The organism is Streptomyces sp. NPDC041200, assembly GCF_055591805.1.
In genome coordinates this window covers 169,546-186,881 of sequence record NZ_JBVIZF010000003.1, presented here as the reverse complement: position 1 = coordinate 186,881, position 17,336 = coordinate 169,546, and the positions used below count along the sequence as shown (strand labels likewise).

The 17,336-nt window shown below is 72.3% G+C and carries 16 protein-coding genes; 4 read left to right on the top strand and 12 right to left on the bottom strand.

Annotated elements, in window-relative coordinates:
• Positions 1 to 175: 175 nt before the first annotated feature.
• On the bottom strand, positions 176 to 1,585 hold the full coding sequence (gene glnA, locus ACZ6CL_RS10510; RefSeq protein WP_468933810.1) for a type I glutamate--ammonia ligase: 1,410 nt from the start codon (positions 1,583 to 1,585) through the stop codon (positions 176 to 178).
• Between the two features lie 186 nt (positions 1,586 to 1,771).
• On the opposite strand from glnA, the gene ACZ6CL_RS10505 reads away from it, so the two are divergent.
• Positions 1,772 to 2,239, top strand: coding sequence for an RDD family protein (locus ACZ6CL_RS10505; RefSeq protein WP_468933807.1), 468 nt, complete (start codon positions 1,772 to 1,774; stop codon positions 2,237 to 2,239).
• A 100-nt stretch (positions 2,240 to 2,339) separates the two neighbouring features.
• Here ACZ6CL_RS10505 and ACZ6CL_RS10500 read toward each other — a convergent pair whose 3' ends face one another.
• The 4 genes from ACZ6CL_RS10500 to lipB all read right to left on the bottom strand — a co-directional run bounded on the left by ACZ6CL_RS10500 (position 2,340) and on the right by lipB (position 5,464).
• Positions 2,340 to 3,020: a DUF4191 domain-containing protein gene (locus ACZ6CL_RS10500; protein ID WP_468933804.1), complete on the bottom strand. Its 681-nt coding sequence runs from the start codon at positions 3,018 to 3,020 to the stop codon at positions 2,340 to 2,342.
• A 10-nt stretch (positions 3,021 to 3,030) separates the two neighbouring features.
• Positions 3,031 to 3,228 carry an SCO2195 family GlnR-regulated protein gene (locus ACZ6CL_RS10495; RefSeq protein ID WP_179933831.1) on the bottom strand — a complete coding sequence of 66 codons (198 nt, stop codon included), beginning with the start codon at positions 3,226 to 3,228 and terminating at the stop codon, positions 3,031 to 3,033.
• 302 nt (positions 3,229 to 3,530) lie between these two features.
• Positions 3,531 to 4,475 (bottom strand): lipoyl synthase, encoded by a 945-nt coding sequence (gene lipA, locus ACZ6CL_RS10490; RefSeq protein ID WP_385438236.1) that lies wholly within the window; start codon positions 4,473 to 4,475, stop codon positions 3,531 to 3,533.
• A gap of 170 nt (positions 4,476 to 4,645) precedes the next feature.
• Positions 4,646 to 5,464, bottom strand: a complete 819-nt coding sequence (gene lipB / locus ACZ6CL_RS10485; RefSeq protein WP_468933800.1) for a lipoyl(octanoyl) transferase LipB — start codon at positions 5,462 to 5,464, stop codon at positions 4,646 to 4,648.
• 207 nt (positions 5,465 to 5,671) lie between these two features.
• On the opposite strand from lipB, the gene ACZ6CL_RS10480 reads away from it, so the two are divergent.
• Positions 5,672 to 7,216 carry a regulator gene (locus ACZ6CL_RS10480; protein ID WP_468933798.1) on the top strand — a complete coding sequence of 515 codons (1,545 nt, stop codon included), beginning with the start codon at positions 5,672 to 5,674 and terminating at the stop codon, positions 7,214 to 7,216.
• Here the strand turns inward: ACZ6CL_RS10480 and ACZ6CL_RS10475 are convergent.
• From ACZ6CL_RS10475 to ACZ6CL_RS10460, 4 genes are all read right to left on the bottom strand, one after another.
• Positions 7,213 to 8,028, bottom strand: a complete 816-nt coding sequence (locus ACZ6CL_RS10475; protein ID WP_468933795.1) for an ArsR/SmtB family transcription factor — start codon at positions 8,026 to 8,028, stop codon at positions 7,213 to 7,215. The genes ACZ6CL_RS10480 and ACZ6CL_RS10475 overlap by 4 nt on opposite strands.
• A gap of 65 nt (positions 8,029 to 8,093) precedes the next feature.
• Complete coding sequence (locus ACZ6CL_RS10470; protein ID WP_468933792.1) at positions 8,094 to 8,843, bottom strand: nucleotidyltransferase domain-containing protein; 750 nt, start codon at positions 8,841 to 8,843, stop codon at positions 8,094 to 8,096.
• 100 nt (positions 8,844 to 8,943) lie between these two features.
• Complete coding sequence (locus ACZ6CL_RS10465; protein WP_468933790.1) at positions 8,944 to 10,287, bottom strand: NAD(P)/FAD-dependent oxidoreductase; 1,344 nt, start codon at positions 10,285 to 10,287, stop codon at positions 8,944 to 8,946.
• Between the two features lie 173 nt (positions 10,288 to 10,460).
• Positions 10,461 to 11,360 (bottom strand): TIGR01777 family oxidoreductase, encoded by a 900-nt coding sequence (locus ACZ6CL_RS10460; protein ID WP_468933787.1) that lies wholly within the window; start codon positions 11,358 to 11,360, stop codon positions 10,461 to 10,463.
• A gap of 91 nt (positions 11,361 to 11,451) precedes the next feature.
• Between ACZ6CL_RS10460 and ACZ6CL_RS10455 the strand changes: the two genes are divergently transcribed.
• Positions 11,452 to 11,991: a GNAT family N-acetyltransferase gene (locus ACZ6CL_RS10455; RefSeq protein ID WP_468933784.1), complete on the top strand. Its 540-nt coding sequence runs from the start codon at positions 11,452 to 11,454 to the stop codon at positions 11,989 to 11,991.
• 2 nt (positions 11,992 to 11,993) lie between these two features.
• Here ACZ6CL_RS10455 and ACZ6CL_RS10450 read toward each other — a convergent pair whose 3' ends face one another.
• On the bottom strand, positions 11,994 to 12,512 hold the full coding sequence (locus ACZ6CL_RS10450; protein WP_468935181.1) for a DUF4240 domain-containing protein: 519 nt from the start codon (positions 12,510 to 12,512) through the stop codon (positions 11,994 to 11,996).
• A gap of 152 nt (positions 12,513 to 12,664) precedes the next feature.
• Here ACZ6CL_RS10450 and ACZ6CL_RS10445 point away from each other — a divergent pair, with 152 nt between their 5' ends.
• The gene (locus tag ACZ6CL_RS10445; protein WP_468933781.1) at positions 12,665 to 13,594 is read left to right on the top strand and encodes an SDR family oxidoreductase; all 930 of its coding nucleotides are present in this window, start codon (positions 12,665 to 12,667) and stop codon (positions 13,592 to 13,594) included.
• On the opposite strand, the gene ACZ6CL_RS10440 is transcribed toward ACZ6CL_RS10445, so the two are convergent.
• Positions 13,595 to 14,593 carry a helix-turn-helix transcriptional regulator gene (locus tag ACZ6CL_RS10440; protein WP_468933778.1) on the bottom strand — a complete coding sequence of 333 codons (999 nt, stop codon included), beginning with the start codon at positions 14,591 to 14,593 and terminating at the stop codon, positions 13,595 to 13,597. It lies immediately after the preceding gene.
• Positions 14,594 to 14,638: 45 nt separating this feature from the next.
• Positions 14,639 to 17,314, bottom strand: coding sequence for a pyruvate dehydrogenase (acetyl-transferring), homodimeric type (aceE, locus tag ACZ6CL_RS10435; protein WP_468933776.1), 2,676 nt, complete (start codon positions 17,312 to 17,314; stop codon positions 14,639 to 14,641).
• Between the last annotated feature and the right edge of the window lie 22 nt (positions 17,315 to 17,336).

Genomic DNA, 17,336 nt, shown 5'->3' with positions numbered 1-17,336 from the left:
CCAACCGGCCGACCAGCACTGAGCCCCGCCACCGCCCGAGGGGCAGTGGCGGGGCTCAGCCACCCGTCTGATCCGCGGCCTCATGGCCCTCGGCGCGACGGCCCGCTCACGGCGCCCGCACGGCGAAGGCCGCCACCCCGGAACGGGGCGGCGGCCTTCGTGCGGGATCCGCGACTTACACGTCGAAGTAGAGCTCGAACTCGTGCGGGTGCGGACGCAGCTGCAGCGGGGCGATCTCGTTCGTGCGCTTGTAGTCGATCCACGTCTCGATCAGGTCGGAGGTGAAGACACCGCCCTGGAGGAGGAACTCGTGGTCGGCCTCGAGCGCGTCGAGGACGGCCGGGAGGGAGGTCGGGACCTGGGGGACGCCCGCGTGCTCCTCGGGGGCCAGCTCGTAGAGGTCCTTGTCGATCGGCTCCGGCGGCTCGATCTTGTTCTTGATGCCGTCCAGGCCCGCGAGCAGGAGCGCGGCGAAGGCCAGGTACGGGTTGCCGGAGGAGTCCGGGGCGCGGAACTCGACGCGCTTGGCCTTCGGGTTCGAGCCCGTGATCGGGATGCGCATCGCGGCCGAGCGGTTACGCTGCGAGTACACCATGTTGACCGGCGCCTCGAAGCCCGGGACCAGACGGTGGTAGGAGTTCACCGTCGGGTTGGTGAAGGCCAGGAGCGACGGGGCGTGCTTGAGGATGCCGCCGATGTAGTAGCGGGCGGTGTCCGAGAGACCCGCGTAGCCCTGCTCGTCGTAGAAGAGCGGGATGCCGCCCTGCCACAGCGACGAGTGGACGTGCATGCCCGAGCCGTTGTCGCCGAAGATCGGCTTCGGCATGAAGGTCGCGGTCTTGCCGTTCTTCCACGCCACGTTCTTGACGATGTACTTGAACAGCATCAGGTCGTCGGCCGCGGCCAGCAGCGTGTTGAACTTGTAGTTGATCTCGGCCTGGCCGGCGGTGCCCACCTCGTGGTGCTGGCGCTCGACCTGGAGGCCGGCCTTGTCCAGCTCGAGGCTGATCTCGGCGCGCAGGTCGGCGAAGTGGTCGACCGGCGGGGTCGGGAAGTAGCCGCCCTTGTACCGGACCTTGTAGCCGCGGTTGCCCTCCAGCGCACCGGTGTTCCAGGCGCCCGCCTCGGAGTCGATGTGGTAGAAGGCCTCGTTCGCCTTGGTCTCGAAGCGCACGCTGTCGAAGACGTAGAACTCGGCCTCGGGGCCGAAGTACGCGGTGTCCGCGATGCCGGTGGAGGCGAGGTAGGCCTCGGCCTTCTTGGCGATGTTGCGCGGGTCGCGGCTGTACTGCTCGCCCGTGATCGGGTCGTGGATAAAGAAGTTGATGTTGAGCGTCTTATCGCGGCGGAAGGGGTCGATACGGGCCGTCGACAGGTCCGCACGCAGCGCCATGTCCGACTCGTGGATCGCCTGGAAGCCGCGGATCGACGAGCCGTCGAACGCCAGCTCCTCGTTCGGGTCGAACGCCTCCGCCGGTACGGTGAAGTGCTGCATGACGCCGGGAAGGTCACAGAATCGGACGTCGACGAACTTGACGTCCTCGTCCGAGATGAACTTCCGAGCGTCGTCGGCGTTCTGGAACATCCAACTCCTCCTAGCCCGGCCGCAGGGGACGGGGATTTGTTCGGTCGCGCGGTCGCACGTGGGTGGCGCGCTGTCGCCGACGATAAGCAGGCGGGATTTCCCGGGCATGACCCATTTGTTTCACCCAGGTTAACCGGGTCAGGGGCCGTTACGGGCGTATGCGGGGGGCCGCAGTAACGTATGGGCGTGGACAAGAGGCAAGCAATCGGATCCTGGCTTTCCGGCCCCCGCGCGGCCGCCGAGGAGATGGGCGTCGACCTGGGCTACCGCGGCCAGGGGCTGGGGCTGCCCGAGAGCGGACCGGGCGCGATCGCGCCGCTCGGACGCCGCTTCGGGGCGATCTTCATCGACTGGGGCCTGTGCGTGCTCGTCTCGTACGGGCTGCTGGCCGGGCGCAATCCGCAGGCCGCCGGGAACTGGGCGCTGCTCGTGTTCCTCGTGCTCAGCCTGCTGACCGTGGGCACCGTCGGCGCGACCCCCGGCAAGCTGCTGCTCAAGCTGCGGGTGGTCGGCGAGGGCGGGGCGCGGCTCAGCCTGCCGCGGGCCGTGCTGCGCAGTGTGCTGCTGGTGCTCGTCATTCCCGCGGTCGTCTTCGACCGTGACACCCGCGGGCTGCACGATCGGTTGTCGCGGGCGGTTCAGATCCGCGTCTGAGTCACCGATTGCATACGAGTCACCGATTGCATACGAAAGGCGGCCCGGGACGGAAAGTCCCGGGCCGCCTTCGTTACGTGGAGTCTCGGCGTACGGCCGCTCAGCGGCCCTTTGGCATGCGCATGCCCTTGGGCATCGGGCCCTTCGGGATCGGCATGTTGCTCATGAGGTCGCCCAGCGCGCGCAGCCGCTCGTTCACGACCGTCACCTGCGCGCCCGGCAGCACTCGCGGCAGCTTCAGCAGCGTGGTGCGGAGCTTCTTGATCTCCACCTGGCCCTCGCCGGAGCCGACGATCACGTCGTGCACCGGGACGTCCGACACGATGCGGCCCATCCGCTTCTTCTCTGCGGCCAGCATGCCCTTGAGCCGGTTCGGGTTGCCCTCGCCGACGAGCACGATGCCCGCCTTGCCGATGGCCCGGTGGATGACGTCCTGGTTGCGGTTCATCGCCACCGCAGGGGTCACCGACCAGCCGCGGCCCACGTTCTCCAGAACGGCGGCGGCCGCGCCCGGCTGGCCCTCCATCTGGCCGAAGGCCGCCCGCTCGGCGCGGCGGCCGAAAATGATCGCCATCGCGAGGAAGGCCAGGACGAAGCCCAGGATGCCCAGGAAGACGGGATGGCCGATGAGGAAGCCGATGGCGAGGAGGACACCGAAGGTGATGATCCCCACGCCGGCGACCACAAGGCCGACCTTCGAGTCGACCCGCTTGGTCATCTTGTAGGTCAGGGCGATCTGCTTCAGTCGCCCGGGGTTCTCGGATGTTTCCTTCCGCGCCATAAGGCGAAGTTTACGTGGCCTGGGAAGCCCCGGTGGACACGGCCTCCAGTACGTGCTGGGCTTCGGTCCGGTCCTTGGCGCGTCGGCGGTCCTCCAGGACCGCGGTCCAGGCGTTACGCCGGGCTGTGCGCTGGCCGCCGCGCAGCAGCAGTCCCTCCAGGGCGAGCAGCGCGTCGGTCACGGACGGGCGTACGGGCGCAGCCGGCATGGGTACCCCTCGGGAACGGCGGATTATCACGAAACACGCGGCTATGAGCGGTGCGTGGTTTTATCGTTACCCAATGGTGTTACCAGTGTGTGACCGGCCGGTCAAACACCGGTGAAGCCTTGGGTGGGGTGGAGATTGTGGCTGTGACCTGCGGTTTTGTCAGGGACGCGGAGAGCGTGGTGTGCCCGTACTCACACAGCGTGTTGCTCACGTTGACCGATGATGCCCGACAATTCATGTCCGCCGACGAGCGAACGGCGGCGCGAACCGCCCGGGTTCGCACCGCCGTTGTCGCTTCGGTTTCACACCGCCTGGGCTGCGTTCTCCCGCTGGTCGATGGCCTGCTGGTACAGCCGCCCCGCGCGGTAGGACGAACGGACGAGAGGACCGGACATGACACCGGCGTAGCCGATCTCGTCCGCCTCCTCCTTCAGCTCCACGAACTCGTGCGGCTTGACCCAGCGCTCCACCGGGTGGTGCCGGGCGGAGGGGCGCAGGTACTGGGTGATCGTGATCAGCTCGCAGCCCGCGTCGTAGAGGTCCTGCAGCGCCTCGCTGACCTCCTCGCGGGTCTCGCCCATGCCCAGGATCAGGTTGGACTTGGTGACGAGCCCCGCCTCGCGGGCCTTGGTGATGACCTCGAGCGAGCGCTCGTAGCGGAAGCCGGGGCGGATGCGCTTGAAGATCCGCGGGACCGTCTCGACGTTGTGCGCGAGCACCTCGGGACGGGACGAGAAGACCTCGGCGAGCTGGTCGGGGTCCGCGTTGAAGTCCGGGATCAGCAGCTCGACGCCGGTGTCCGGCATGAGCGAGTGGATCTGCCGCACGGTCTCGGCGTACAGCCAGGCACCGCCGTCGTCCAGGTCGTCGCGGGCGACACCGGTGATCGTCGCGTACCGCAGCTCCATCGTCCGCACGGATTCGGCCACCCGGCGCGGCTCGTCGCGGTCCAGCGGCTGCGGCTTGCCGGTGTCGATCTGGCAGAAGTCACAGCGCCGGGTGCACTGGTCGCCGCCGATGAGGAAGGTGGCCTCGCGGTCCTCCCAGCATTCGAAGATGTTGGGACAGCCCGCCTCCTGGCACACCGTGTGCAGGCCTTCCCGCTTCACCAGGCCGTGCAGCTCGGTGTACTCGGGGCCCATCTTCGCCCGCGTTTTGATCCATTCGGGCTTGCGCTCGATGGGGGTCTGGCTGTTCCGGACCTCCAGACGCAGCATCTTGCGTCCGTCGGGTGCGACTGCGGACACGTCCGGCACTCCTCTTTGCTTGGCGAGTCTGGGTGGCGCGGCTTTCGAATCGTCGGCGGTCACCAGGGTACGCCCGTCATTCGTACGGATTTACGTCCAGGGCAACCGGTGAGGTCGGGGGCCGCATTCCCCTGGGCCCGTCCCTGGGCCTCTGGGCCCATGGCCGGGCCCTACACGGCGCGGGGCAGCGGAACGGCGGACTCCAGGACCGCCCGCAGATGTTTCTCGACCACCGGGATCACCTCGGCGACCGTCACGTCCCGGCCCAGCTCCGCCGAGAGGGACGTCACTCCGGCGTCCCGGATGCCGCACGGCACGATCCGGTCGTACGAGGTGTTGTCCGGGTCGCAGTTGAACGAGAAGCCGTGCATGGTCACGCCCTTGGCGACCCGCACGCCGATCGCGCCGAGCTTGCGGTCCTCGCGGCGCTGTCCGGCGTTGGACGGGGCGTACTCCGGGCCGTTCAGCCGCGGGTCGAACTCCTCGTCCTCCACCCGCGGGTCGAAGTCCAGCGTCAGCCCGCCGAGCGCGGGCCGCTGGTCCACCGGGTCGCCCAGCACCCACACCCCGCTGCGGCCTTCCACACGGGTGGCCTCCACGCCGAAATCGGCGCAGGTCAGCAGCATGGCCTCCTCCAGCCGCCGGACATGCGCGACGACGTCCACCGGGCGCGGCAGCTTGAGGATCGGGTAGCCGACCAGCTGGCCGGGGCCATGCCAGGTGATCTTGCCGCCGCGGTCCACGTCCACCACCGGGGTGCCGTCGAGAGGGCGCTCGTTGTCGGCCGTGCGCCGCCCCGCCGTGTAGACGGCCTGGTGCTCGAGCAGCAGACAGGTGTCCGGGATCTCGTCCGCGAAGCGGGCGGCGTGCACCCGGCGCTGTTCCTGCCACGCCTCCTGGTAGTCGACGGCGTCCGCCCCGAACCCCAGATGGACGTAGCGCAGTCGCGTCTGCGAAGCGGGGGGCGTCTCCGGGGACGTTGCGGTCACGGCAAGCTCCTTTTCGGACCTCGTAACAGTGGGCGGTGCCTCCGCCACTGTACGACCGCGCACTTTCGGACCCCTATCCGGCTCGTTCTCACACGATCGGATGAAAGGAGTCCGACCAGCGCGATCAGCCCGCTACAGGGAGTTAAATTCACGCCGTTCCACAGAGCGAATCGTTCCACAGAGCGAATCAGGGAGACCGGCAGGCTGATGACGGAACGACCCCCCCAGCGCATCCCCAACCGTCAGCTCGCCGCGCTGATTTCCGAGGCAGGGTTCTCCAACGCCGGGCTGGCCCGGCGGGTGGACCAGCTCGGCATCGAGCACGGCCTCGACCTGCGGTACGACAAGACATCGGTCACCCGCTGGCTGCGTGGCCAGCAGCCGCGCGGCACCACCCCCGCGCTGATCGCGGAGGTCTTCACCCGCCGGCTGGGCCGCCGGCTGTCCGCCCAGGACCTCGGGTTGGACGCCTGTGCGCCGGTGTACGCGGGGCTGGAGTTCGCGGCCACTCCGCAGGAGGCGGTGGACATCGTCAGCGGGCTGTGGCGGAAGGACTCGGGCAGCCACGCGGAGCTGCGGAAGATCGCGTTCACCCCGGCCGGGCTGGTCGTCCCCAGCCGCGACTGGCTGATCGGCAGACCCGACGACCGGGTCGCCCGCGGTGAGCCCCCGGCGGCCGGTGGCCCGACCGTCCCCGCCCAGGGCGGCCGGGCGGCGGCCGCGGGCCGGGCGGTCCCCGCGGGCCGGACGGCCGCCGCCGGGGCCGCCCCCGCGGAGCGGGCCGTCCCCGCCGAACGGGCCCCCGTGCCCCGGCAGCGGCAGGCGGACCGGGTCCAGCGCGGGCCCGGCCACCGGGTCACCCCGGGCGACATCGCGGCGCTGCGCTCGGTCAGCGAGCTGTTCCGGACGCTGGACCAGACGTACGGCGGCGGCCACGCCCGGCAGGCCCTGGTGCGCTATCTGGAGCACGAGGGCGAGCCGATGCTGCGCGGCACCTACGGCGAGACGACGGGGCGGCGGCTGTTCGGTGCCATCGCCGACCTGACCCGGCTGGCCGGGTGGACGTCGTACGACATCGCCGCGCACGGCTTGGCCCAGCGGTATTTCGTCCAGGCGCTGCGGCTCGCGCAGGCCGCCGGGGACCGGCCGTACGGCAGCTATGTGCTGGTGACCATGAGCCGCCAGGCCGTCTACCTGGGCCACGGCCGGGAGGCCGTCCAGCTCGCCAGGGTGGCCCAGCAGGGCGTGGGCGGCGGCGCCCCGCCGGTGCTCCAGTCCCTGCTGCACGCGGTCGAGGCGCGCGGGCACGCGGTGCTCGGCGAGGTGCGGGCCTCCACCGCCTCGCTCGCCCGCGCCGAGCGGGCGCTGGAGACGTCTCGGCCGGGCGACGACGTGCCGTACTGGGCGCGTGCCTTCGACGAGGCGCAGCTGGCCGACGAGTTCGGCCACTGCCACCGGGACCTCCAGCAGTACCGGGCCGCGGCCCAGCACGCGGAGCGCTCGCTGCGGCTGCGCGGCGCCGGGTTCGCCCGCAGCCGCCTCTTCAGCCGGGTGGTGCTGGCGACCGCCCGGCTGGGCCTCGGCGAGCTGGAGCAGGCGTGCACACTGGGCGCGGAGGCGGCGCAGCAGGCCTCCGAGATGCGGTCGGCGCGGGCGCTGGACTACGTGCGTGACTTCGAACGCCGCCTGGAGCCGTACCGGGACGCGGCACCGGTCCGCGGCTACCGGGAGCGGGTCGCGGCGCTGGGCTAGGAAGTCGCCGCGTCGGGCCGGTCCGCACTCACCCCGAAGGTCCGGGCCAGGCCCGCCGCGCCCGTCTCCGTCACGTCGATCACCCGGCGCCGCGTTCCCCGGCGGATCCAGTCCAGCTCGAAGAGCCGGTCGGTGAGCGCGGCGCCGAGGGCGCCCGCCAGGTGGTGGCGCTGCTCGGTCCAGTCCACGCAGTAGCGGATCAGGGGGCGGCGGCGGGCGTGGAGCTGGTCGGTGTCCACGCCGAACGCGGCCAGCTCGGCCCGCCCCCGGTCGGTCAGCCGGTACGGGGTGTCGTTGCCGGGGGCGGAGAGCCGGTCGCGTTCGGCCGTCTCGGGGTGGTGGCGTCCGTCGCCGCCGGTCAGCACGGAGCGTTCCAGCAGGGCGGCCATCAGGGCCACGCCCAGACCGCCCGCGACATGGTCGTAGCAGGTGCGGGCCCGGCGCAGGGCGTGGGCGTGGCTGGATGCGCGCAGCGAGGTGACGGGCAGTGGGGGCGCGATCCTGGCCAGCGCCTCGATGGCCTCGCCGACGGCGGGGCCGGTCAGCCGGTAGTAGCGGTGCCGCCCCTGCTGTTCGACGCGTACGACACCGGCCTCCAGCAGCTTCGCCAGATGTCCGCTCACCGTGGACGCGCTCACTCCCGCCTCGGTGGCCAGCACGCTCGCGGGCAGCGCCCGCCCCTCCGCCAGCGCCAGCAGGATCCGGGCGCGGGAGGCGTCCGCGAGGGCGGTGGCGGCGCGGGCGATATCCGCGTCGCGGGAGGGAGCGCCGGGGGAGACGGGAGTGGCGGGGGAGGCCTGGGAGGCTGCCATGGGTTCAGCGTAGGACGCGGTCGCTTCGGCGCCCGGCGAAGTGTGGACGCGCCCCCCGGGGCCGCTCAGCGCGCCGTCCCGAACACCTCCTCCGCCTCCGCGATCGCCCGCGCCAGGGCCTCCGGCTCCGGTCGCAGCCCGGCCGTGATCATGTCGAGACGGCCCAGCCCCGCCCGCCGCAGCAGCCGCTTCTCGTTGGTGACCCATTCGCCGCGGGCCGCCAGCACCGCGTGGGCGGTCTGCATGGCGGCGGTGGCGAGCGCCCCGGCGACCTCCGTGGCCTGGCCGCGCCGGGCGTACGAGCCCCGGGCGTACGCGAGCGTCAGGGCGGCCCGTTCGCGCCAGAACGGGGGAGCCGCCGCGCGCAGCGCCTCCGGATACGCGGGGCGGGGCAGGGCGCCGCGGAGCACCTGGTTGATGCCGAGTTCGGCGACGACCAGGTAGCTGGGGATGCCCGCGAGGTGGAAGAGGAGCGGTTCCCAGTGGAAGCGGCCCTGCCGGGCCTCGGCGAGTTCGTGCTCGACGACGTCGAGGTCGCGGTAGTGGACGTCGACGCGGCGGCCGTCGATGGTGAGCCAGGCGCCGCCGTTGAAGACGCCACCGCCCCAGCCGCCGACCTCGGAGACCTCGCCCTCCCAGCCGACCGCCCGCAGCTCGGCCGGGTCGAAGCCGCCCCGGTAGTAGAGGGCCAGGTCCCAGTCGCTGTCCGGGGCGTGGGTCCGCTGGGCGCGCGAGCCGCCGAGCGTGACGGCGTGCACGGAGGGCAGGGCGGCGAGCCGGTCGGCGGCATGGTCGAGGAACGTTTCGTCGTTCATGGGGATCCGATGGTGCGCGGTGTCCGCCGTGCGCTCAAGCGGTTTTCGGCCGGTGACCGGCCTACGGAGCAGGACAGTTCGGGAGCGCCGGGCGGCGCGGTCAGGCGGCGGCCGCCGGGAGGGCGGGGGTGTTGCCGGAGCCGGGGGTGGCGCCGAAGTCCTGGAGGACCGCCCGGGCGGCGCGGCGGCCGGAGACGAGGGCGCCCTGCACGGTGCTGGCGTCGCGGTGGTCGCCGCATACGTAAAGCCCGGACAGCAGCCGCACCGGGCGCCGCAGGTCGTGCGGCGCGGGCATGGCGGGTACCGCGTGCGGGTCGTGGTGGGCGGCGAGCAGCTCCCAGCCGGCGGTGGAGGTGCCGTAGACCGCGGCGAGCTGGGTCCTGGCCCGCCGGTCGAGTTCGGCGGTCGGCAGGCCCGCGGCGGCGCCCAGCACGGTGGACGTGATCAGCACCCGGCCGCCCGGCGCGCGCGAGGGGTCGACCTCGCTCGCGACCGTGGTGTGCGCGACGGGGCCCTGGCCGTCCGCGGCGAGGATCAGCGCGGGTTCGCGCAGCGGCGGCTGGTCGGTGGTGTGGTGCAGCACGGTGACCGGGTGGAAGGCGGGCAGCCGCAGCCCGGGGAGGAGTTCGGCGGCGTCGTGCGCCCCGGTGGCCACCAGGACCGCGCGGCAGCCGATCTCGCCGTGCGCGGCGGTGGTCACGGTGGTGGTGGCGGCCGAGGTGGCGCGTACGCCGGTACGGACGGTCCCCGGCGGCAGGGTGGCGGCCAGCAGCTCGGGGACGGTGGCGGCGCCGCCCGCAGGGAGGCACAACTGCCCGCGGGCGTAGCCGCGCAGCACCAGGTCGGCGCAGCGGCTGGACGTGTTCAGGCCCGGGTCGCTCAGCAGCGAGATGAGAAGCGGGCGCAGCACGCTCTCGACGGTACGAGCGGGTAGGCCCCGCCCCGCCAGGGTCTCGTGGACCGGCCGGTCGGGGCGGGCGAGGAGGCGGTCCGCGGGCAGGGCGGCGAGCCTGCCGAGCGCGGCACCGAGTCGGGCCTGATCGAGTCCGCCGCCCAGGGGCGCGCGGGCGGCGCTTGCGAGGGCGCGTGCAGTGGTGAGTGCGCCTCTCGTGCTCCGGGAGCCGCTCCGGGGGCCGCGGAGCGCGCCGATCCGCTGCGTACGGCCGTCGCTGTGCACCAGCACCCCCTGCGAGAAGGGGCGCAGGGCGAGCGCGTCGAGCCCCGGGGTGTGCCGCAGTTCGGGGAAGGAGGTGTTCACCAGCTGCCCGGTGCGGTCCAGCCGGAAGCCGTCGACCGTATCGGTCGTCATGCGGCCGCCGACCCGGGGCGCGGCCTCCAGGACGGTGACCTCCATCCCCGCGCCGGTCAGCAACTGGGCGGCGGCCAGCCCCGCGAGTCCGGCCCCCACGATGACGACGTCCGTGCGGTGCGCGCTGGTGAGCACGTTCCCTCCCCGGGGTCGGGATGGAGCGGATCGGAACGGTCACGACGGTAAGGGCAAAAACGGTCGATGACAGACGCGCATCGACCGAGCACGGGCGCACAACGGTCGCACGCCGATCGAGTACGGCCGTTCTGGCCGCTCGGTTCCGTCACGTCCTGTTCCCCCGCGGACCGTCAGCGCCCTCCGCCCACCGCCGCCTTCAGGGCCTCGTCGACATGCGGGTAGGTGAAGGAGAACCCGGAGTCCAGGAGCTTGCGGGGGAGGGCCCGCACACTGCCGAGGATGTCGGTGGACATCTCGCCCAGCGCGATCCGCAGGGCCGGGGCGGGGACGTGGAGGAGCGTCGGGCGGCGCAGCACCCGGCCCATGGCCTCGGTCATCTCACGGTTGGTCACGGGGGAGGGGCTGGTGAGGTTGACGGGGCCGCTGAGGTCCGCCGTGTCCAGGATGTGGCGCAGCGCGGCGATGTGGTCGTGCAGGGCGATGAAGCTCCAGTACTGCCGGCCGCTGCCCATCCGCCCGCCGAGGCCCGCCTTGAACAGCGGGAAGAGGCGGCCCCACGCCCCGCCCTCGGGCGCGATCACCAGCCCGCTGCGGAGGAACACCGTGCGGACGTCAGCCTCCTGTGCCGCGGCGGTCGCCTCCTCCCAGTCCTGGCACAGGTCCGGGAGGAAACCGTGCCCAGGGGGCGCGCCCTCGTCCACCGCGCGCTCCCCCGTGTCCCCGTAGTACCCGACCGCGCTTCCACTCAGCAGCACCCGGGGCGGGGTGTCCAGGGAGGCCACGGCCTCGGAGATCGCGGCCGTGCCCAGCACCCGGCTGTCCCGCAACTCCTTCTTGTACGCGTCGGTCCAGCGGTGCTCGCCGATGCCCGCGCCCGCGAGGTGGACGACGGCCTCACACCCGATCAGTCCGGCGGTGTCCACCCACTGCCGGTGCGGATCCCACTCGACCTCCGCCTCCTCACGGGGAGTTCGCCGCACCAGCCGCACGATCTGGTGGCCGTCCCGGCGCAAGGAGTGGACGAGGGCCGTGCCGATGAGCCCGGTGGAACCGGTGACCGCGATGCGCATGGCCCCATCCTGCCCCCGATCTTCCGGGGGATGTCGGACGTGCTACCGGGGGGATGTCGGGCGTGGGGGAGTGCGTGGCAGAGTGACCCGCATGTCCGAGCCCTCCGCCCCGCCCCAGGCGTCCGCCGTGCCCGCGCCGTTCATCCGGCGCGCCGTGCTCGACGACGAGCAGGCACTGGTGGCCCTGGAGCGCCGCACCTGGTCCACGCTGCACTCCGTACTGCCGGCCCCGGAGCCGCCGTACGACGCCTTCTTCACCCACCGCAACCGCCCCGTCCACAACATGGTGGCCGAGCTGGACGGGCGCCCCGTCGGCTTCGTGCGGCTCGTCCCGCCGACGCAGCTGGCCAGCAACGCGCACGTCCGCCAGATACAGGGCCTCGCGGTGGACCCGGCGGCGCGCGGCCGGGGCGTCGCGCGGGCGCTGCTGCGCGCGGCGTACGAGGAGGCGGTCCGGCAGGGCGCGAGCCGGATGACCCTGCGGGTGCTCGGCCACAACCTCCCGGCGCGGCGGCTCTACGAGTCGGAGGGGTTCGTGGTGGAGGGCGTCCTGCCGGGGGAGTTCCTGCTGGACGGCGCGTACGTGGACGATGTGCTGATGGGACGGCCCCTCACCGGCGGCGTCTCCTGACGTCAGCCCCGGAAGCGCTCCCAGAGCCGGGGGTACCGCTCCGCCAGCGCCTTGTCGTTCTCCAGGTCGACCACCGCGCCCAGCGGCTCGTCCGGCCGCTCGGGAAGCCCCAGCTCCGGCAGGACCGCGCCGGTGAGCTGCTCGTACGCCTCGTCGGCCGCGAAGCCCAGGTCCTCGCAGTCGCCGTCCACCTGCTCGTCGAAGTCGCCGAGCAGCTCGGCCAGGGCGTCCGGATCGTGCAGCGCGCCCTCGAAGACCTCCCTGCCCTGGCCGATCAGCCAGTAGCGGAACGCCTCGAAGGCGTCGTCGCTGACGCCGCCCAGCAGCACCCAGGCGGCGCCCCACAGATCCCAGCGGTACGCGCGGTTGGCGCGGGCCTCGAAGTGCCGGGCGAAGTCCAGGACGGAGTCGGGGTCGAGCTGTGACAGCTGCTCGACGAGCAGGTCGGACTGGTCCTCGGGGTCGCCCTCGGCGGCCTCCCGAGCACCGTCGACCAGCCCCCAGAACTCCGTCTCGTCCATCATCACGGGACCAGCATCGGCCCTCGCGCCCACCGCCGCACGTGGAGCGACCCAGATGCGGCCCTCTTGTTATATGGGACAGAAGGTGTCGGGTTTCCTTGCGATCGTCGAACGCGTCACTGAGGACGGCTCCACGGAGAGGACGTACGTACGTGAGCACACAGGGCGCACAGGGGCCACTGGCGGGCAAGGTCGCACTCGTCGCGGGCGCGACACGCGGCGCGGGGCGGGCCATGGCCGTCGAGCTGGGCGCGGCGGGCGCCACCGTCTACGCGACGGGGCGCACCACCCGGGACCGGGTCAGCGAGGTCGGGCGGGCGACGGAGACCATCGAGGAGACCGCGGAACTGATCACGGCGGCGGGCGGGACGGGCATCGCGGTGCCCGTCGACCACCTGGAGCCGGAGCAGGTACGGGCGCTCATCGAGCGCGTCGACCGCGAGCAGGGGCGGCTGGACGTCCTGGTCAACGACGTCTGGGGCGGCGAGCACCTGATCGTGTTCGGCAAGAAGACCTGGGAGAACGACCTGGCCGGGGGGCTGCGGATGCTCCGGCTCGGCGTCGAGACCCATCTGATCACCAGCTACTACGCGCTGCCGCTGCTGATCCGGAACCCGGGCGGCCTGGTGATCGAGGTGACCGACGGCAACGAGGAGTTCAACAAGACCTACCGGGAGAACCTCTTCTTCGACCTCACCAAGAACGCCCCCATCCGCACCGCCTTCGGGCTGGCCGAGGAGCTGAAGGAGTACGACGGCACGGCGGTGTGCGTCTCCCCGGGCTTCCTGCGCTCCGAACAGATGCTGGACCACTTCGGGGTGACCGAGGAGAACTGGCGGGACGCGGTGGAGCGGGAGCCGCACTTCGCCATCGCCGAGACGCCGCACTTCGTCGGGCGCGCGGTCGCCGCGCTCGCCGCCGACCCGGAGCGGGCGCGGTGGAACGGACAGTCCGTCTTCAGCGGGGACCTGGCCAAGGTCTACGGCTTCACCGACCTCGACGGGTCGCGGCCGGACGTCTTCGGGTACTTCCGTGACGTCGTCTTCGGCGGCAAGGAGGGCACCGCCGCCGATTACCGGTAGCTAGCGGTAGAGGTCCGTCATCCGTCGCGCCGCCGCCGCGAACCGCTCCCGCAGCTCCGGCGGCGCCAGCACCTCCGCCTCCGGGCCGAGCGCGAGGAGCTGGCCGTACGCCACCTCGGCCGACTCCACGGGCAGGGTCACGGTGATCCGCCCCTGCCCGTCCGGCTCCCCGGCCGACAGCACGGCCTCCTCGCCCGCCGTGCGGTCCGTGACGTACGGCAGGCTGCGGGCGCCCTCGGGGGTGAGCCGCACGGTGACCTCCTCGCGGAGGATCGAGCGCGCGAACTGGGCCGCCCGCTCTTCCCAGAAGGCGGGCAGGTCGAACGTCTCGTCGCGCCGGAACCGGCCCTCGCCGGGCGCGGGCCCGACCGCGGCGAGGCGGTCCACCCGGTAGACCCGGAAGTCGCCCACGGAGCCCTTGGAATCTCCGGAAGCTCCGGCGCGGGCCGCCAGGTACCAGACGCCCGCCTTGAGGACGAGCCCGTACGGCTCCAGTTCGCGGTCCACCTCGGTGTCCCGGCGGCGGTAGCGCACCGCGAGCCGCCGGTCGTCCCACACCGCGTCGGCGACGTCCGGCAGCAGCGCGGGCGTCTGCGGCTCCTGCCACCACCCCGGGGCGTCGAGGTGGAAGCGCTGGGCGACCGTGTGGGAGGCGTCGCGCAGCTCGGGGAGGAGCGCGGCGGAGACCTTGAGACGGGCGGCGGAGGCGGCGTCGGCGAGCCCCATCTCGCGCAGTGCGGACGGCACCCCGGACAGGAACAGCGCCTCGGCCTCGGTGCGGCCGAGGCCGGTCAGCCGGGTGCGATAGCCGCCGATGAGCCGGTAGCCACCGGCCCGGCCGCGGTCCGCGTAGACCGGGACCCCGGCCTCGGAGAGCGCGGCGGCGTCGCGCGTCACCGTGCGCTCCGAAACCTCCAGCTCACGCGCCAGCTCGGCCCCCGTCATCGAGGGCCGAGCCTGGAGCAGAAGGACCATCTTGATCAGCCGCGCGGCACGCACCGCCCCATCATGCCGCGACGGGGCGGCGGCGTGTGCTCAGAGGCCTCAGAGGCCGTAGCGCTGGGCGGCCTCCTTGGGGGCCGTGCTCTTGACCGCGCCCTGCTTGGCGAGCCGGGCCAGTGCGGTGACCACGATCGACGGGACGTCCACCCCGAAGTGGCGGCGGGCCGCCTCGCGGGTGTCGGACAGGCCGAAGCCGTCGGTGCCGAGCGAGTACCAGTCCTGCTCGACCCACTGGCTGATCTGGTCCGGTACCGCCCGCATCCAGTCGCTGACCGCGAGGACCGGGCCCGGTGCGCCTGCCAGGGCACGGGTGACGTACGGGACCCGGTCTTCGCCGTTGAGCTGCGCCGCGTCACAGGACAGGGCATCGCGGCGCAGCTCGCTCCAGGAGGTGGCGGACCACACGTCGGCGGCCACGCCCCAGTCGTCGGCGAGCAGTTTCTGGGCCTCCAGCACCCAGTGGATGGCGGTGCCGGAGGCGAGGAGCTGGATACGGGGGGCGTCGGCGGCGGGCGCCTCGGCCTCCTGGAAGCGGTAGAGGCCCTTGACGATGCCTTCCTCGACGCCCTCGCGCTGCGGCATCGGCGGCTGCACCTTGGTCTCGTTGTAGACCGTGAGGTAGTAGAAGACGTCCTCGGCCTGCGGGCCGTACATCCGCCGCAGCCCGTCCCGCACGATCACGCCGACCTCGTACGCGAACGCCGGGTCGTAGGCGAGCGCCGCCGGGTTGGTGGAGGCGATCAGGTGCGAGTGGCCGTCCGCGTGCTGCAGGCCCTCACCGGTCATGGTGGTCCGGCCCGCGGTGGCGCCGATCAGGAAGCCGCGGCCGAGCTGGTCGGCGAACGCCCACATCTGGTCGGCGGTGCGCTGCCAGCCGAACATCGAGTAGAAGATGTAGAAGGGGATCATCGGCTCGCCGTGCGTCGCGTACGACGTGGCGGCGGCGGTGAAGTCGGCCATCGAACCGGCCTCGGTGATCCCCTCGTTGAGGATCTGACCGTTCTCGGCTTCCTTGTAGTAGAGGAGCTGATCGCGGTCGACCGGGTCGTAGGTCTGGCCGAGCGGGGAGTAGATCCCGGCGGTCGGGAAGAGCGACTCCATGCCGAACGTACGGGCCTCGTCGGGCACGATCGGCACCCAGCGGTGGCCGGTCTCCTTGTCCCGCATCAGGTCCTTGACCAGGCGCACGAAGGCCATGGTCGTGGCGATCTCCTGGCTGCCGGAGCCCTTGGCCAGGGCCTCGAAGGGCTTGGCCGACGGCTCGGGCAGGGCCACCGCGTGGACCTTGCGGGCCGGGGCGGGGCCGCCGAGCTCGGCGCGGCGCTCCTGGAGGTAGCGGACCTCGGGGGAGTCCGGGCCGGGGTGGGCGTACGGGACGAGGCTGTCGTCCAGCTTGCTGTCCGGGATGGGCAGCTCCAGGAGGTCGCGCATGGCGCGGAACTCCTTGCCCGTCAGCTTCTTCATCTGGTGGTTCGCGTTGCGCGACTCGAAGGTCGGGCCGAGCGTGTACCCCTTGACGGTCTGGGCGAGGACGACCGTCGGGGCGCCCTTGTGCTCCACGGCCGCGCGGTAGGCCGCGTACACCTTGCGCGGTTCGTGGCCCGCGCGGGAGGTGTGGAAACACTCGGCCAGCTTGGCGTCGGACAGCGTCTTCGCCAGCTCCGCGAGGGCCGGGTCGGCACCGAAGAAGTGCTCGCGGATGTAGCTCGCCTCGCGGGTCGCGTACGTCTGGAACTGGCCGTCGGGGACCTCGCGCAGCCGCCGCGCCAGCGCCCCGGAGGTGTCCCGGGCGAACAGCTCGTCCCAGGCGGAGCCCCACAGCGACTTGACGACGTTCCACCCGGCGGCGCGGAACTGGGCCTCCAGCTCCTGCACGATCTTGAAGTTGGCGCGCACCGGGCCGTCGAGGCGCTGCAGGTTGCAGTTGATGACGAACGTGAGGTTGTCCAGGCCTTCGCGCCCGGCCAGCGCCAGGGCGGCGGTCGACTCCGGCTCGTCCATCTCGCCGTCGCCGAGGAACGCCCAGACGTGGGAGTTCGCGGTGTCCTTGACGCCGCGGGCGGCCAGGTAGCGGTTGAAGCGGGCCTGGTAGATCGCGGAGATCGGGCCGATGCCCATCGAGACGGTGGGGAACTCCCACAGCCACGGCATCCGGCGCGGGTGCGGATAGGAGGGCAGGCCCTCGCCGCCCGCCTCACGGCGGAAGTTGTCGAGGTGCTGCTCGGTCAGCCGTCCGTCGAGGAAGGCGCGGGCGTAGATGCCGGGGGAGGCGTGGCCCTGGATGTAGAGCTGGTCGCCACTGCCGTCGGCCTCTTTGCCGTGGAAGAAGTGCTGGAAGCCCGTCTCGTAGAGCCAGGCCGCGGAGGCGAAGGTGGCGATGTGGCCACCGAGGCCGTCCGCGCTGCCACGGGTGACCATCGCGGCCGCGTTCCACCGGTTCCAGGCGGTGATCCGGCGCTCCATGGCCTCGTCACCGGGGAACGCGGGCTCCGCGGCGGTGGGGATGGTGTTGACGTAGTCCGACTCCAGCAGCGGCGGCAGCGCCAGGCCAGTGCCCTCGGCGCGCTCCAGGGTGCGGCGCATCAGGTACGAGGCGCGGTGCGGGCCGGCGGCCTGGGTGACGGCAGCGAGCGAGGCGCCCCACTCGGCGGTCTCCTCGGGGTCCCGGTCGGGGAACTGGTCGAGCGCACTCGGCTGCGTGCTTGCGAGATCGGTCATGCGATCGACTGTAAGTTCTGAT

What these genes read in the sequence shown, in the direction of transcription:
- glnA (WP_468933810.1), bottom strand. Translation starts at nt 1,585, where the DNA reads ATGTTCCAGAACGCCGACGACGCTCGGAAGTTCATCTCGGACGAGGAC.
- ACZ6CL_RS10500 (WP_468933804.1), bottom strand. Translation starts at nt 3,020, where the DNA reads ATGGCGCGGAAGGAAACATCCGAGAACCCCGGGCGACTGAAGCAGATC.
- ACZ6CL_RS10495 (WP_179933831.1), bottom strand. Translation starts at nt 3,228, where the DNA reads ATGCCGGCTGCGCCCGTACGCCCGTCCGTGACCGACGCGCTGCTCGCC.
- ACZ6CL_RS10480 (WP_468933798.1), top strand. Translation starts at nt 5,672, where the DNA reads ATGACGGAACGACCCCCCCAGCGCATCCCCAACCGTCAGCTCGCCGCG.
- ACZ6CL_RS10475 (WP_468933795.1), bottom strand. Translation starts at nt 8,028, where the DNA reads ATGGCAGCCTCCCAGGCCTCCCCCGCCACTCCCGTCTCCCCCGGCGCT.
- ACZ6CL_RS10470 (WP_468933792.1), bottom strand. Translation starts at nt 8,843, where the DNA reads ATGAACGACGAAACGTTCCTCGACCATGCCGCCGACCGGCTCGCCGCC.
- ACZ6CL_RS10460 (WP_468933787.1), bottom strand. Translation starts at nt 11,360, where the DNA reads ATGCGCATCGCGGTCACCGGTTCCACCGGGCTCATCGGCACGGCCCTC.
- ACZ6CL_RS10455 (WP_468933784.1), top strand. Translation starts at nt 11,452, where the DNA reads ATGTCCGAGCCCTCCGCCCCGCCCCAGGCGTCCGCCGTGCCCGCGCCG.
- ACZ6CL_RS10450 (WP_468935181.1), bottom strand. Translation starts at nt 12,512, where the DNA reads ATGGACGAGACGGAGTTCTGGGGGCTGGTCGACGGTGCTCGGGAGGCC.
- aceE (WP_468933776.1), bottom strand. Translation starts at nt 17,314, where the DNA reads ATGACCGATCTCGCAAGCACGCAGCCGAGTGCGCTCGACCAGTTCCCC.